Source organism: Arthrobacter sp. PTI12 (assembly GCF_056679915.1).
Map to the genome: position 1 here is coordinate 705,232 of NZ_CM155256.1, position 14,230 is coordinate 719,461.

General features: G+C 64.4%; 15 protein-coding genes and 1 riboswitch. Of the genes, 7 read left to right on the plus strand and 8 right to left on the minus strand.

What is annotated here, in order from left to right; translation table 11 throughout:
• Window positions 1–56: 56 nt before the first annotated feature.
• From AC1MBU_RS03495 to AC1MBU_RS03520, 6 genes are all read right to left on the minus strand, one after another.
• Window positions 57–551 (minus strand): CoA-binding protein, encoded by a 495-nt coding sequence (locus tag AC1MBU_RS03495; protein WP_277358830.1) that lies wholly within the window; start codon window positions 549–551, stop codon window positions 57–59.
• A complete protein-coding gene (locus AC1MBU_RS03500) occupies window positions 548–1,909 on the minus strand; it encodes an O-acetylhomoserine aminocarboxypropyltransferase/cysteine synthase family protein (RefSeq protein ID WP_479788567.1) in 1,362 nt (453 codons plus the stop codon). The genes AC1MBU_RS03495 and AC1MBU_RS03500 overlap by 4 nt, the downstream gene beginning before the upstream one ends.
• Window positions 1,899–3,941 carry an acetate--CoA ligase gene (gene acs, locus AC1MBU_RS03505; RefSeq protein WP_479788569.1) on the minus strand — a complete coding sequence of 681 codons (2,043 nt, stop codon included), beginning with the start codon at window positions 3,939–3,941 and terminating at the stop codon, window positions 1,899–1,901. Before acs ends, AC1MBU_RS03500 begins: the two co-directional genes overlap by 11 nt.
• The gene (locus tag AC1MBU_RS03510; protein ID WP_479788571.1) at window positions 3,932–4,846 is read right to left on the minus strand and encodes an ABC transporter permease; all 915 of its coding nucleotides are present in this window, start codon (window positions 4,844–4,846) and stop codon (window positions 3,932–3,934) included. Before AC1MBU_RS03510 ends, acs begins: the two co-directional genes overlap by 10 nt.
• The gene (locus tag AC1MBU_RS03515; protein WP_479788573.1) at window positions 4,846–5,874 is read right to left on the minus strand and encodes an aliphatic sulfonate ABC transporter substrate-binding protein; all 1,029 of its coding nucleotides are present in this window, start codon (window positions 5,872–5,874) and stop codon (window positions 4,846–4,848) included. The genes AC1MBU_RS03510 and AC1MBU_RS03515 overlap by 1 nt, the downstream gene beginning before the upstream one ends.
• A gap of 132 nt (window positions 5,875–6,006) precedes the next feature.
• Window positions 6,007–6,831, minus strand: coding sequence for an ABC transporter ATP-binding protein (locus AC1MBU_RS03520; protein ID WP_277358825.1), 825 nt, complete (start codon window positions 6,829–6,831; stop codon window positions 6,007–6,009).
• A 5-nt stretch (window positions 6,832–6,836) separates the two neighbouring features.
• Window positions 6,837–6,934: riboswitch (SAM riboswitch) on the minus strand.
• A 96-nt stretch (window positions 6,935–7,030) separates the two neighbouring features.
• Here AC1MBU_RS03520 and map point away from each other — a divergent pair.
• A complete protein-coding gene (gene map / locus AC1MBU_RS03525; RefSeq protein ID WP_346027900.1) occupies window positions 7,031–7,807 on the plus strand; it encodes a type I methionyl aminopeptidase in 777 nt (258 codons plus the stop codon).
• Here the strand turns inward: map and AC1MBU_RS03530 are convergent.
• Complete coding sequence (locus AC1MBU_RS03530) at window positions 7,804–8,472, minus strand: ThuA domain-containing protein (protein ID WP_479788576.1); 669 nt, start codon at window positions 8,470–8,472, stop codon at window positions 7,804–7,806. The genes map and AC1MBU_RS03530 overlap by 4 nt on opposite strands.
• A 59-nt stretch (window positions 8,473–8,531) precedes the next feature.
• On the opposite strand from AC1MBU_RS03530, the gene AC1MBU_RS03535 reads away from it, so the two are divergent.
• The 4 genes from AC1MBU_RS03535 to corA all read left to right on the plus strand — a co-directional run bounded on the left by AC1MBU_RS03535 (window position 8,532) and on the right by corA (window position 11,222).
• Window positions 8,532–9,173 (plus strand): nucleoside/nucleotide kinase family protein, encoded by a 642-nt coding sequence (locus tag AC1MBU_RS03535; RefSeq protein WP_471672786.1) that lies wholly within the window; start codon window positions 8,532–8,534, stop codon window positions 9,171–9,173.
• Window positions 9,174–9,339: 166 nt separating this feature from the next.
• The gene (locus AC1MBU_RS03540; RefSeq protein WP_479788578.1) at window positions 9,340–9,831 is read left to right on the plus strand and encodes a DUF2975 domain-containing protein; all 492 of its coding nucleotides are present in this window, start codon (window positions 9,340–9,342) and stop codon (window positions 9,829–9,831) included.
• Complete coding sequence (locus AC1MBU_RS03545) at window positions 9,831–10,082, plus strand: helix-turn-helix domain-containing protein (RefSeq protein ID WP_479788580.1); 252 nt, start codon at window positions 9,831–9,833, stop codon at window positions 10,080–10,082. Before AC1MBU_RS03540 ends, AC1MBU_RS03545 begins: the two co-directional genes overlap by 1 nt.
• Window positions 10,083–10,205: 123 nt before the next feature.
• Window positions 10,206–11,222 (plus strand): magnesium/cobalt transporter CorA, encoded by a 1,017-nt coding sequence (gene corA / locus AC1MBU_RS03550; RefSeq protein WP_277358819.1) that lies wholly within the window; start codon window positions 10,206–10,208, stop codon window positions 11,220–11,222.
• A gap of 25 nt (window positions 11,223–11,247) precedes the next feature.
• Here the strand turns inward: corA and AC1MBU_RS03555 are convergent, their stop codons facing one another.
• Entirely contained in the window at window positions 11,248–12,294 is a 1,047-nt protein-coding gene (locus AC1MBU_RS03555; protein WP_479788583.1) for a D-2-hydroxyacid dehydrogenase, read from the minus strand.
• Window positions 12,295–12,431: 137 nt separating this feature from the next.
• Between AC1MBU_RS03555 and AC1MBU_RS03560 the strand changes: the two genes are divergently transcribed.
• Entirely contained in the window at window positions 12,432–13,385 is a 954-nt protein-coding gene (locus AC1MBU_RS03560; protein ID WP_479788585.1) for an aldo/keto reductase, read from the plus strand.
• 12 nt (window positions 13,386–13,397) lie between these two features.
• Window positions 13,398–14,177, plus strand: a complete 780-nt coding sequence (locus AC1MBU_RS03565) for an alpha/beta fold hydrolase (protein WP_277358816.1) — start codon at window positions 13,398–13,400, stop codon at window positions 14,175–14,177.
• Window positions 14,178–14,230: the final 53 nt, after the last annotated feature.

Below are 14,230 nucleotides of genomic sequence, written 5' to 3' on the forward strand. Positions count from 1 at the left end.
GGCGGAACGCTTCTTCGATTCCTGCCGCACTCAAGCTGATCCCGCCTGCCGTCGTGCTAAGCGGTCACCTGACGCTTCGAGGAGATGACTCCAGTGTTGAAGCCAGCCAGGTTGAGGCCGCCATGGAAACGTGCGTGCTCGATCTTCACACAGCGATCCATGACCACGTTCATGCCGGCAGCTTCGGCGTCCCGCGCCACGTCCTCGTGCCAGGAACCCAGCTGAAGCCATAGAGTTTTCGCGCCGGCGGCTTTGGATTCCTCCAGGACCGAGGGGAGGTCATCGTGCTTGCGGAACACGTCAACGATGTCCGGCTGCTCCGGCAAGTCCGCCAGGGACTTGTAAACCGGCTGCCCGAGAATCTCGGTCGCTGTCGGATTCACGAAGTACAGCCGATACGGCGCGGATGACTGCAGGTACGTCGCCACGAAATACGACGCTCGTGACGGCTTGTCCGAGGCCCCGACGATGGCGATCGACTTCGCGTTGCGGAGGATGTTCAGGCGTTCGGGGGCCGACGGGCCCTCCCAGGTGCGGTCCTGTGTGCTCATGCCTTCACTCCCTCTGCGGCGATTTCCTCTTCGCTGACGTCCAGCGCCCGTTCAAGGTGCTCGGATGTTCCTGCAACGGCGGTCTCGAGCGCCTGGTCGATATCCCAGAGGATGTCATCCAGATCCTCAAGGCCAACGGAGATCCGGATGAGATCCTCCGGGATGCCGGCGGCCGCAAGCTGTTCGGTTGAGAGCTGCTGGTGCGTGGTGGATCCGGGGTGGATCACGAGTGTCCGGGCATCGCCGACGTTGGCGAGGTGGGACGCCAACTGCAGGGCTTCGATGAACTTCTGCCCGGCCTCCCGGCCTCCCTTCACGCCGAAGCTGAACACCGAGCCGGGACCCTGCGGCAGGTACTGTTTCGCCCGCTCATGGTGCACGTGCGAGGGGAGCCCCGCATAGTTCACGTACTCAACCCGCGGATCCTTCTCAAGCCACTCGGCAACGGCCTGAGCGTTTGCCACGTGCTCATCGACGCGCTGCGCCAGCGTCTCAACGCCCTGCAGCAATTGGAAGGCCGACGACGGCGACAGCGACGGCCCGATGTCCCGTAACTGTTCGGTGCGCAGCTTGGTGAGGAAACCGTACTCACCGAAGTTTGCCCACCACTGGATGTTCCCGTAGGAAGCGACAGGCTCGGTCATGGTGGGGAACTTGCCGTTGCCCCAGTTGAATCTGCCGCTTTCAACGATGACCCCGCCCAGCGTGGTGCCATGCCCGCCAATGAATTTGGTGGCCGAGTGGATCACGATGTCAGCACCATGCTCAAGGGGGCGGATGAGGTAGGGCGTACTGAGGGTGGAGTCGACGATCAGGGGGACACCGGCGTCGTGCGCTATCTTTGCCAGGCCCGCGATGTCCGCGATTTCACCGCTCGGGTTCGCGATAATCTCTGTGAAGACCGCCTTGGTGTTGTCCTTGATGGCGGCGGCGTAGTCGGCCGGATCGGTGCCCGGAACAAACGTGGTTTCGATGCCGAAGCGACGGAGCGTCACATCGAGCTGCGTAACGGTGCCGCCGTAGAGCTGGGCTGCTGCAACGATGTGATCGCCGGCCTGGCACAGTGCAGCGAAGATGATGAACTCTGCGCTCATGCCTGATGCCGTCGCTACGGCACCGATGCCGCCCTCAAGCGAGGCGATGCGCTCCTCGAAGGCTGCAACGGTGGGATTGCCGATGCGCGAGTAGATGTTGCCGTACTTCTGCAGCGCGAAAAGGTTGGCGGCGTCATTGGTGTCCTTGAAGACGAACGACGTGGTCTGGTAGATCGGTACGGCTCGTGCGCCGTGTGTGGCGTCCGGGGTTCCGCCGGCGTGCAACGCACGGGTGCGGAAGCCGAAGGTGCGGTCAGTGCCCAATGTTTCCTCCAAATTGATCCAACTTTTGTGCACCTGCGGTGACTTCTGGGCGTTCGAATCCACCATACGTGCCCGAAACTTCCGGTGCCTTCCCCGGTAGGTTCTTCAGGGCGAGGACTTTCGCGATCCGCGGCACGCAACCCTCGTTCTGCAGCGAGGTGGTGTCGCCGAGCGGCGTTCCCTCGTACAGCTGGGTCAGCAGTCGCCGCATGATCTTCCCGGAACGCGTCTTCGGCACATCCTCCACGACGACGACGGCGCGCGGCTTGGCAATCGGACCGATGGCCTTCGCGACATGGTTGCGCAGGTCCTGTTCAAACGCTGGATTACCTGCCTCGCCATGCACGACGACGAAGGCGGCGATCGCATGCCCCGTCACCGCATCAGCCACCGGGCAAACGCCCGCCTCAACTACAAGGGGATGGGACACCAGCGCTGATTCGATCTCGATTGTCGAGAGCCGGTGCCCGGACACATTGATGACGTCGTCAACGCGCCCGAGGATCCAGGTGTCGCCGTCGTCGTCGTATTTGGCGCCGTCACCGGCAAGGAACCAGCCCTGCGCAGCGAACTTCCGCCAGTAGGAATCGAGATAACGCTGCGGATTTCCCCACACTGTGCGGGCCATCGCCGGGCCATGCCGGTCCACCACGATCAGCCCCTGCTCTCCGGGACTGACTGGCTCGCCGTCGTCGTTCACGATGCGCGTGCTCACACCGGGCAGGGCGCGTGAGGCGCAGCCGGGTTTGAAGGAATCATCAGTGGGGCGGGGACTGAGCACTGTCGCGCCGGTTTCCGACTGCCACCACGTGTCCACAACGGGAGCGGTACCGGAGCCGATTTTCTCCCGGAACCAGCGCCACGCCTCGGGATTGGTTGCCTCGCCGACCGTGCCCAGGACTTTGATGGAAGAGCGGTCATAGGAGGACGGAACGCCGTCGGGAAACCAGCCCATCAGCGAACGGATCAGCGTGGGCGCCGTGTAATAGCTGGTGACGCCGTAGCGTTCGATGATCTCGAAGTGCCGCCCGGGATGCGGGGTGTTCGGTGTGCCCTCGAAGATCACCTGAGTGGCACCGTTGGAGAGTGGACCGTAGATCTCGTAGGTGTGTGCCGTGACCCACGCGAGGTCGGCGGTGCACCAGTGGACGTCGTTCACGCGGCCCGCGGGATCCGGGTCACTGAAGAGAAACTCGTAACTCCACGACGCCTGCGTCAGGTAGCCGCCCGTGGTGTGCACCAGGCCCTTGGGCTTCCCCGTGGTGCCGGAGGTGTACATGATGAACAGCGGCGTCTCGGCGTCGAACGCCTGCGGCTCGTGTACCGGGGAGGCGGCGCCAACAACGTCGTGCCACCACACGTCGCGGCCTTCGGTCCACGCGACCTTGCTGCCCGTCCGCCGGATCACCAGCACGTGTTCAATGGCGTTCTTCCCGACGACGGCGGTATCGGCGTTGTCCTTCACCGGCACCGCGGTGCCGCGCCGGTACTGCCCATCGGTGGTCACCAGCAGTTTGGCGCCGGTGTCCTCGACCCGGAAGCGCAGCGCCTCGGCGGAAAAGCCACCGAAGACGAGCGAGTGAACGGCGCCGATACGCGCGCACGCCAGGGTCACGACGACGGTCTCCACCAGCACGGGAAGGTAGATGACCACGCGGTCGCCCTTGCCGATCCCCAGGGTAGTCAGGGCGTTGGCCGCCCGGCACACCTCGTCCTGAAGCTCGGAGTAGGTGACCGTGCGGCGGTCTCCCGACTCGCCCTCGAAGAACAGGGCAGGCTTGTCGCCCAGGCCTGCAGCGACGTGCCGGTCCACGCAGTTGTAGGCGGCATTCAGGGTGCCGCCGGCGAACCACTCAATGCGCGGCACCGACAGCTCGCCGTCCGGTCCCTGCCGTGCCGGATCGAATGTGTGGGCCGTATGCCAGTCGGAGGACCAGTGCAGCCGCCGCGCCTGTTCCTCCCAGAAGGCGATCCGCTCTTCCTCGTTGGTGAAGCCCCCGTGAACAAGGGAATCTACGGCAGTTACGCCCATTTCCGGATAGCCCACTTCTCGAAGACACCCAGGATCGCGTCCGTGAGCTTGCCGAGGATTGCCAGCAGCACGATTGCCAGGAGCAGCCGGTCGACCCGTCCGTTGTTCTGGGAATCGGTCAGCAGGAAGCCCAGCCCCATCGAGGACGCCAGGAGCTCAGCCGCGACGAGGAACAACCATGCCTGCGCGAGCGCCAGCCGCAGCCCCGAGATGACCGAGGGGACAACGGCGGGCAGCTGCACCGTAGTGAACAGCCTCAGATCGTTCAGGCCGAACGCCCTTCCTGCCTCGACCAGGTTCTTGTCCACGTGCTGCAACGCCATGGCAACAGTGGTGAACACCGGGAAGAAAGCGCCGATGGAGATGAGAATGACTTTCGAATCCTCGCCGATCCCCACCCAGAGCATCAACAGGGGAACCCACGCCAGTGACGGCACGGCGCGGATGGCGCCGATGGTCGGCGAGAACAGGGTGTCCACCCATCGGGACAGGCCGACAAACGCTCCGACCACGAGACCGGCGATCGCGCCGATCAGAAAGCCGATGACCACGCGTTGGGTCGAAATTGCAATGTGGATGCGAAGTTCCCCGCGCTGGATCAGATCGACGGCGGCGTCAAAGACAGCGGTTGGCGCCGGCAAGGTGACCGGACTGATCAAACCGACGACGGCGGCCAGTTGCCAGGCCGCCAACAGCGCCAGCGGCACAATCAGTCCCAGTCCGAGCTTGGCGACTGCCTTGCCTCGCGGCTTGCGGCGGGTGAGGGCATTGCCCTGCCTGCCGTCGTCGTCGTTTTGATTTGTCCCGTTCGGGGAGTTCGTCCCCTTCGGCGAGAGAACCGAAGCAGGGCCGGTGCCGACGCCGCCGGGCACGATGCTGTTACCGGTGAGGTAAGGGTTGCTCATTACTCTCCAATGGCGGACGGGTCGGCGTTGGTTGCGTAGGTGTCATCAAGAAGGGTGGAGAGGGCTTCGTCAATGTTTTCCTGGCTTGCGACGTCACCGGATTCGACGAACATCGGGCCGACTACCTCGAGCACGTCCAGCTGGGCCCGACCGGGGGTGCCGTTGACGTCGAGGTTGGACCGTTCGGTGATGACCTTGGTGGCCACGGATTCTTCAATGCCCGCAACCTCAGCGAGGATCGCTGCGGTTTCCTCCGGGTTCTCCTGAGCCCACTGGCGTGCCTTCTCATAGGCGTTGACCACGGCCTGGGCGAGCTCAGGGCTTTCCTCCAGGAAGGACTCGGTGGCATTGAGGAAGCCGTAGGTGTTGAAGTCCACGTTGCGGTAGAACAGCTCGGCGCCGTCTTCTTCGGCTGCGGCCATGATCGGGTCGAGGCCGGACCAGGCGTCCACCGAGCCGGTGTTGAGGGCGGCCCAGCCATCGGCGTGCTGGATGTTCTGGATTGTCACTTCGCTCGGATCAACGTTGTGCTCGGCCAGTGACTGGAGCAGGAAGAAGTAGGGGTCGGTGCCCTTGGTGGCGGCGATGGACTTGCCGCGAAGGTCTTCCGCCGATTCGATACCGGTTTCCGCCGTTGTCACCAGTGCGGACCATTCGGGCTGGGAGTAGATGTCGATGGTCTTGATGGGGGAGCCGTTGGCGCGTGCCATCAGCGCTGCCGAACCGGCCGTCGAGGCGACGTCGGCCTCGCCGGAGCGGAGCAGTTCGTTGGCCTTATTCGAACCGGCGGACTGGACCCATTTGACCGTTACGCCCTCATCTTCCAACTCGGCCTCGAGCCAGCCCTGGTCCTTGATGATGAGGCTCAGCGGGTTGTAGGTGGCGAAGTCCACCGTGAGTTCTCCGCCGGTCGCGGCTGCGGCTTCGCCGACTGAGCCGTCGGCGTTTTCCCCGGCAACGCAGCCGCTAAGGGCGAGGGCGGCGATTGCGGCGGTGGCGGCGAACTGAAAACGTGCGGTGCTCTTCATGGTGATCCTTTTCGGAGAGTGCGTGGGACGGGTGTAGGGGGCTTGTTCTTGGGGGTGTCGGCGCAACATGGCGGCACGGTGGGCGCCGCACGCGCTGGGATACGGCGCTGCGAACTGGCCGCAGGCGCGCGGTTAGTGCTGGTGGCTGTCGACGCCGAGGCTGCTCAGCAGCGAACTGCGTAGCGCGGCAAGTTCGGCTGAGCCGCGGTCGCGCGGACGGTCGCCCGGAACCTCCAGCACGCGGCTGATGGTTGCACCCTGGACGTCAGGCTCCTTCGCGAGAACGATCACCCGGTCGGCGAGCTGCAGCGCTTCGTCAACATCATGGGTGACCAGCAGGACCGTGGTCGGGGTGGTTTGGTGGATACGCAGCAGGAGGTCCTGCATCTTCAGCCGCGTCAGGGCATCGAGTGCGCCGAAGGGTTCGTCGAGGAGCAGGACGCCCGGGTTGCGTGCCAGTGCACGTGCCAGCGATGCCCGCTGTGCCATGCCTCCGGACACTTCGCGGGGCCGGTGGCCGGCGAACCCGTCGAGTTCCACGAGGCCCAAAAGCTCCTCCACCTTCGCCTTGCCCGCGGCGGAACTGGTTTCCCTGGGCAGGCCGATAGCAATGTTCTCGCGCAGCGAGAGCCAGGGGAGGAGTCGGGGTTCCTGGAACGCGACGGCGCAGCGGGGATCGATCCCGTCCACTGCTGTGCTGTCGATGAGTACCGCACCGCTGGTGGGAGCGTCCAGTCCTGCCGCGGCTCGCAGGAGGGTTGATTTCCCGCAACCGCTGGCGCCCACAATGGCGAGAACCTCGCCTGCTTCAACGTCCAGGGTCACGTCGCGAAGCACCACGTGCTGCTCGCTTCCGCTCCCGAAACTTCGGGTCAACGAAGAGAAAGTCAGCGGCAGTGTCTGGTTGCCATCAGTGGAAATGGCCTGGGTACGGTGCGCTCGAAGAACGGTGCTCATGTATAACTCCATCGCTCCTGGCAGTAGCACCCGTTCTCCTGCAAGCAGGTAAGGGTTGCTGCGGCGTCAACGATCCAGGTCTCTCGGCCGCTCGGGATGGTGGAATTCCACTAAACGCTTTTGCAAGGGTCCGGCGCAATATGTGTCGTAACAAAGGAACGCTTCAGCCGGACATCGGCAGCGTGAGAGGGTCATCTACATGATTGAAATTCTGAACGCGAGCGAGTTGGCCAGGGCAAAGGAAGCGGGTGCGCTGGTCGCCAACATTCTGCAGACGGTGAAGAGCCGCAGCACGGTCGGGACAAACCTGCTGGAGATCAACCAGTGGACCAAAGAGATGATCGCTGAGGCAGGCGGGGTGTCCTGCTACGTCGACTACGAGCCGCCGTTTGGGCGCGGCCCGTTCGGCGCCTATATCTGCACGTCCGTCAACGATGCCGTGCTCCACGGTCTGCCGCATGACTACTCGCTTGCCGACGGCGACCTGCTCTCCCTGGACCTCGCCGTCTCCCAGCGCGGAATCGTCGCAGACTCCGCCATCAGCTTCATCGTTGGCGAGTCAAAGCCGGCGGAGAGCGTCGCGATGATTGATGCCACCGAACGTGCATTGACTGCCGGGATTGCCGCAGCCAGACCAGGCGCGCGCATCGGCGACATCTCCGCTGCCATTGGTTCAGTCCTCAGCGCCGCGGGATATCCGATCAACACGGAATTCGGCGGTCACGGCGTCGGGTCGACAATGCACCAGGATCCCCACGTGGCAAACACCGGACGGCCCGGCAGGGGATACGTGCTGCGCCCGGGGCTTTTGCTGGCGCTGGAGCCATGGGTCATGGCGGATACCGCTGAACTGGCAGTCGACGCCGACGGGTGGACACTCCGCAGCGCTACGGGCTGCCGGACCGCGCACAGTGAGCACACCATCGCGATCACCGACGATGGCGCGGAGATCCTGACCCTGCGACAAGAGACCTAGCCAAGCAGCCAGTCCACCGCGCGCTTCATCAGTTCGTGGTGTTCCGGTGAGGAGTACGACGCCGCGTCGTGCCCGAGCGCGTCATAGAAGCTTCGTGCCGGTCCAGTTTCAACCTGTCGCTCCAGCGACCACACCAGTGGGTGCAAGTGCCCCTCGTGTTCGTGGCGGGCGTGAACGACGACGTCCGGTGAGGTGCGCAGCCAGCTGTAGCGTTCGTCGGCGAGAGTGAAGTCGGGAATACCGACGGGGAAGGAGCCCTCGAGCAGGATGGTTGCCGCGCCGTACTCCGGGTGCATGGACACGTCGCGTACCCAGCGTCCGCCGAGCGCCGCTTCCCAGGACTCGGAATCGACAAAACTCGTGGCGCTCGAGTGCAGGGCGAGCAGCGGACGGCCGCCGGCTTCCCAGGCGTCCAGGCCATCACGGGCGGCATCTGTACCGGGGGAAGTGCCGCCGTCCCGCGGGAGGCCGACATTCACCACCAGCAGATCCGGCCAGGCAGCAGAGTCACGGAAGCTACCGAGGGTGGTGTCGACGTCGTCGGCTGTTTCTACGGTGAGTCCGTGACCGCGGAGCAGGTCCGCGATGGCCGCGGAAGTTTCCGCGAACGGGTGCCAGGGGTCCGCGTACCGGCCGGTGCCGCTGAGGATGAGTGCCGTTGTCATGGGACCCATTCTGCCCATAAACGGCGTTCTCGACCCGGGTCACATGTCAGGATGGCACGGTGACGCTGTCGGAACTTGTTGATCGAATAGAGCGCATATCGGCGCGTGAGGCCGGCGTCGTGGTTGTTGGGATTGTCGGCGCGCCGGGAGTCGGCAAGACAACCTTGGCGGAGCAGTTGATGGCTTCACTGAACCAGAACAAACCCGACCCGGATCAGCAGCGCTTCGCCCATGTTCCTTTGGACGGGTTCCATCTGTCCGATCAGGAGCTGGCGCGCCTGGGTCTTCTGGAACGCAAGGGCGCACCCGAGACGTTCGACGAGCATGGCTATGCTGCTCTGTTGAAGCGGCTTCGTGGACGGCGGGATTCTGTAGTGTATGCCCCAGGTTTCGAGCGCACCATCGAGCAGCCCATTGCCGGCGTGATCCCTGTGTATCCGTCGGTGCGCACCATTCTCACGGAGGGCAATTACCTGCTGCTCGATCGCCCGGGCTGGCGGCAGGCCCAGGCTCAGTGCACTGAGGTCTGGTACTGCGAGCAGGATGAGAACCTGCGGCTGGACCGGCTGATCCAGCGGCACATCCTGTTCGGAAAGAGTCCGGCTGCGGCGGCGGAGTGGGTAGAGCGGGTGGATGAACCGAACGCGCGGTTGATCGAGGCGACGAAGAACCGGGCGGATCTGGTGATTCGGGTCGAGTAGCCGGTCGGGTTCGAACGCAAAGGTGCCGGGGATGCGCAGGATCGTGGGGACGTCACCACGTTCCTGCGCATCTCCGGCACCTTTGCTGCCTCAAGGCTGCTCCACGCTTGACCACCTATCGTTTCTCGATATATTCTCCTTGTTAATCAATCGAAGGAGAATCCCGATGGGAAAGTTGGCCGTCCTCGCATTGCAGGTCGTCATCGCGATGGTCATTGCGGGCTCGTTGTTCATCCAGCTCTGGATGGTCCCGCTGATCTCCGCTGATCTTGAGCAGTCGGGCGTGCCCACTGGGCTGCGCATCACGTTCAACGCGATCGTCGTCTTCGGCATCCTGACGGTTCAAGTGAGCGCCGTCTGCTTGTGGAAGTTGCTCACCATGGTCCGCAGCGGCACGGTCTTCTCCGATGGAGCATTCCGGTATGTCGACATCATCTTCGGGGCCATCGCCGCTGCGTCGGTCCTGGTGTTCGGTCTCGCGGTTCTCCTGGCTCCGGGGGAAATTGCTCCGGGGGTCATCCTGCTCATCTGCGGTGCCTCATTGTTGATCGGCGGTGTTGCGCTGATCGTGCTGGTGCTGCGGGTGTTGCTCGCCCAAGCCGTAGCCCGTGACGCCGAAGCGAAACACCTGCGCAGCGAACTCGACGAGGTCATCTGATGCCCATCATCGTGGACATCGACGTGATGCTGGCCAGGCGCAAGATGCCCGTGGGTGTGCTGGCCGAACGTATTGGCATCACCCCGGCCAACCTGGCTGTCCTGAAGAACGGCCGCGCCAAAGCCGTCCGCTTCACCACCCTGGAGGCAATCTGCGAGATTCTGGACTGCCAGCCCGGAGACCTGCTGCGCTGGGAGCTGGGAGGCACTGTGGAAAGCAACGACGACGACGGCGGCAACAGCAGGCGCTGACCGCGCACCCGAGATTCGGGCGCGGTACCGCAGCGGCCGCCGATGCTGTGAGAAACTCGCCTAAGCCCGTTTCCGACGGACGGAATGCGGCGGAGCGCAGCAGACAAGAGTGAGGACGGCACGGTGGCCATCGTTGACAACGGCGTGTATGTGGACGGCCAACGGACCGCTAACCCGGAGAATCTGGACCAGACGTTTGAACTCAAGCGTGATCACGGCGGAATGGCCTGGATCGGGTTGTACCGGCCGGATGATGCTGAAATCCAGCGGGTGGCGGATGAGTTTGCGCTTCACGAACTCGCCGTCGAGGATGCGCTGCACGGCCATCAGCGTTCCAAGCTCGAGCGCTACGGGGAAACCCTCTTCGCGGTCCTCCGGCCGGCCAGGTATCTCGATGCCGAGGAAATGGTGGAGTTCGGGGAACTGCACGTCTTCGTAGGCCCGGACTTCATTGTCACAATCCGCCAGGCCGAATCACCCGACCTCGCGAAGGTCCGGCGGCGTCTGGAAGCGCGGCCCGAACTGCTCGCACTCGGACCCCAGGCAGTGCTCTACGCAATCCTTGACGAGGTCGTTGACCAGTACGCGCCCGTTGTCGCGGGGCTCGAGAATGACATCGACGAAATCGAGGACGAGCTCTTCAGCTCCGCTCCTGACGTAGCACGCCGCATCTATGACCTCTCCCGCGAAGTGATCGGCTTTCAGCGCGCCACTCACCCGCTGCGGCCAATGCTCGATGCGCTCCTGGCTGACGCCGAAAAGGAGGACATGGATTCGGAACTGCAGCCCCGCCTGCGGGATGTGCAGGACCACGTGCTGCGCATCATCGAGCGGATCGACTCCTTCCGGATCCTGCTCCAGAACGCCCTCTCGGTCCATGCGACCCTCGTGACGCAGCGGCAGAACGAGGAAATGCGGCACCTCTCGGAAGCGAGCCTGGCGCAGAGCGAAGAGGTCAAGGCCATTTCGTCCTGGGCTGCAATCCTCTTCGCGCCCACCCTGGTGGGCACCGTCTACGGGATGAACTTCGAATTCATGCCGGAGCTGGACTGGCCGCTGGGCTACCCCTTCGCGCTTGCGCTGATGCTGCTGATGGGCGTCGGCCTGTATCTGACGTTCAAACGCAAGAAATGGCTCTAGAACCCCGCCCCACCGGGACACCCGCTCAATAGAACTCCACAGTGTCAACAACGTTGAGGAGCGGTTCGCCGTCGAGCAGCCGCCGGGCGTTCTCCGCGAAGAGCTCCGCGATTTTCCGTTCCTCTTCCTCATATGTGCCGGCATTGTGGGGGCTTACGAGGACGTTCGGAAGCTCCCACAACGGGCTGTCACCCGGCAGCGGCTCCTGTTCGAAAACGTCGAGCGCGGCAAAACCGACCCGCCCGTCCCTGAGCGCCCCGATGAGCGCTTCCTCGTCCACGGTGGCACCCCGGCCGACGTTGACCACGGTGATGCCTTCCTTCACCTGCTCGAGCAGGTCCCGGCTGAGCATGTGATGGGTTGATTCGGTAGCGGGTAGGCACAGCACCACGGCGTCAACGTCCGGAAGAAGAGCGCCAAGGCGTTCCGGTGGGACGATGCCCGAGACACCTTCCGCTTCAATCTCGCGCCGATGCACACCCACGACGTCGGCTCCAAGCGCACTCAGCTTGCGCGCCACCGCGCGCCCGATTCCGCCCAGCCCGACGACGGCGACACGCTGGTTTGCCACCAGCGGCACCGGGCGCCGTGCTCCCCAGACGCGGTTGCGCTGATCCTCCAGTAACTGGGGCACGCCCTGCGCGCCGGCAAGGACGCCGAACACTGCGAACTCGGCCAGCGGTTCGGCGTGCACGCCGCCTGAAGTGGTGAATGTGATGCGCTCCAGCTCATCCGGAGTGAGCTGCGCCGCTTTCACCTGACTGCCGCCGCCTGCAGGCGTGGTGTGGACCCACCGAAGGTGCGGGTTGGCACGGGCAGTGCGGCGCAACTCCTGCCCCGATTGGCCCGGTACGCCGTACAGGGCCTCCGCGCTGTCAATGAGGCGTTCGTATTTTGCCTGTTGCGATGGCGTCCGCCGGAAGTCCCTGGCGCCCTGGTGGTCGCCCGCGTAGAGCTGAGGAGGCAGCAGCGACTGGTCCCGCACCAATTCGATGCGCGGCTCCAGCTCTTCGATCAGCTCGCAGAGGGGCTCGGGCAGGGGAGTGGGTACAAAGACGCGAAGCTCGGCCACGGTTCTCCAGTCGAAGGGGTTCTTGAAAAAGCATAGGGGAGCTCACTGACAACGGTTCTTCGCCGGAACCCGGGCTTCGCGGTAAGTTCCTAAGCAGAGTCCCAGCCAAACATCTCGACCCGCGAAACGGAGACACTGTGCCCCAGCAGATTCACCACCCCGTCGATCCCCGGCCGCTGGGCGGTACCGGTCTCCTGGCCAGTCCCATCACGCTCGGCACCTCATCGCTCGGTGCCGGAACCAGCTCCGGGGACCGTGAGGAGGCGGCCGCCATCGAACTCGCCCAGGCAATGCTGCACGGCCCGTACGCACTCGTCGACACGTCCAACAACTACGCAAAGGGCCGAAGCGAGGCAGTTCTGGGCCTGGCACTGGCGAACGGCGGCGCTGCCGAGGGCCGGTCAGTTGTCACCAAGGCGGACCAGGACCCCGAAACCGGCTCCTTCGACCGGGACCGGGTCCGGCGGTCCTTCGAAGAGAGCTGCCGGCGGCTCGGAGTGGACCGGCTTCGACTGCTGCACCTGCACGACCCCTACTCCATCACCTTCGAAGAGGCGGCAGCGCCGGGTGGCGCAATCGCCGGAATGCTGGAACTGAAGGAAGAGGGGCTGGTAGATGCCATCGGCATCGCCGCAGGAACTGTCAGCCTGATGCGGCAGTACGTCGCCACCGGAGCCTTCGACGTACTCCTCACCCACAACCGGTTCACGCTGGTCGACCGAAGTGCACTTCCGCTCATCGAAGAGGCAGTGGAGCAGGGGATGGGCGTGTTCAACGCTGCGCCCTTCGGTGGCGGACTCCTCGCTCGCGGCTCCGCCAGCGGCGCAACCTACGCCTACAACGATTCCCCGCCGGAACTCCTCGAATGGGTAGCTCGGGTCGAGGGCCTCTGCGCCAAACATGGAATCGACCTCCCGACGGCGGCACTCCACTTCTCCCTGCGCTCACCTCTGGTCGATTCCACCATCGTCGGCATCTCATCGGTGAAGCGCATCGACCAGCTCGAACAAGCGCGGCAGGCAGAAGTGCCGCCGTCGTTCTGGGAGGAACTGGACAACCTGGGCACACCGCCGTCGCCCATCACCGATTGAGCGGGTCGGCCCGTGAACTTCGCGGTTACTGCGGACCGCACCCGCCTGGCCTGGCGGTCGGACGGCTCCGGGACTCCGCTCCTGCTCATCGCCGGCCAGGCAACCGCGCTGACCGGCTGGGAACCGATCGTTCCCAGTCTGGCCGAGGATTTCCGCGTCATTCGCTTTGACCATCGAGGGGTAGGCGAGAGCGATGACGGCCCCACCGGACACCTCAACACCAGGGACTTCGCCGCCGATGCCCTCGTAGTCCTCGACGCCGCCGGTGTGGAACGCGCGCACATTTATGGGCACTCGATGGGCGGCCGCGTTGCGCAGTGGCTCGCGATCGATCATCCGGACCGGGTTGGCGCCCTCATTCTCGCTGCCACCTCGGCGGGCGGGTTCCTCGGGAAGAACCGCGATCCCGACGCCACCCGGGCGCTCACCAGCGGCGACCCGGCCCAGCTCGAACCGCTCTTCTTCGACGCAGACTGGGCAACCGCGCACAGCTCGGCTGTCCGGACTTTCTTCACATCACGCGCATCGAAGCAGGCCAAACGCCGGCACTTCCGTGCAAGCACAGAGCACGACGCGCGGAACCTCCTCGGCTCGCTGGAGGCGCCGACGCTCATCCTTCACGGCACAGATGATCCCCTCACCCCGCTGGACAACGCACTGGCCCTTCGTGAACTTATTCCGCACTCGGTACTGGTGAAAGTAGCGAAGGGGCGGCACGGCTTTCATCTCGACCATCCCGAAACCGTCGACTGGATCGGACAGTTCATCGCCCGGAAAGCACCACATCTCTAGCGTGGCTGGATATTACCTATAGGTCGCAAACCTGCCACACTGGCAGCCTGTCT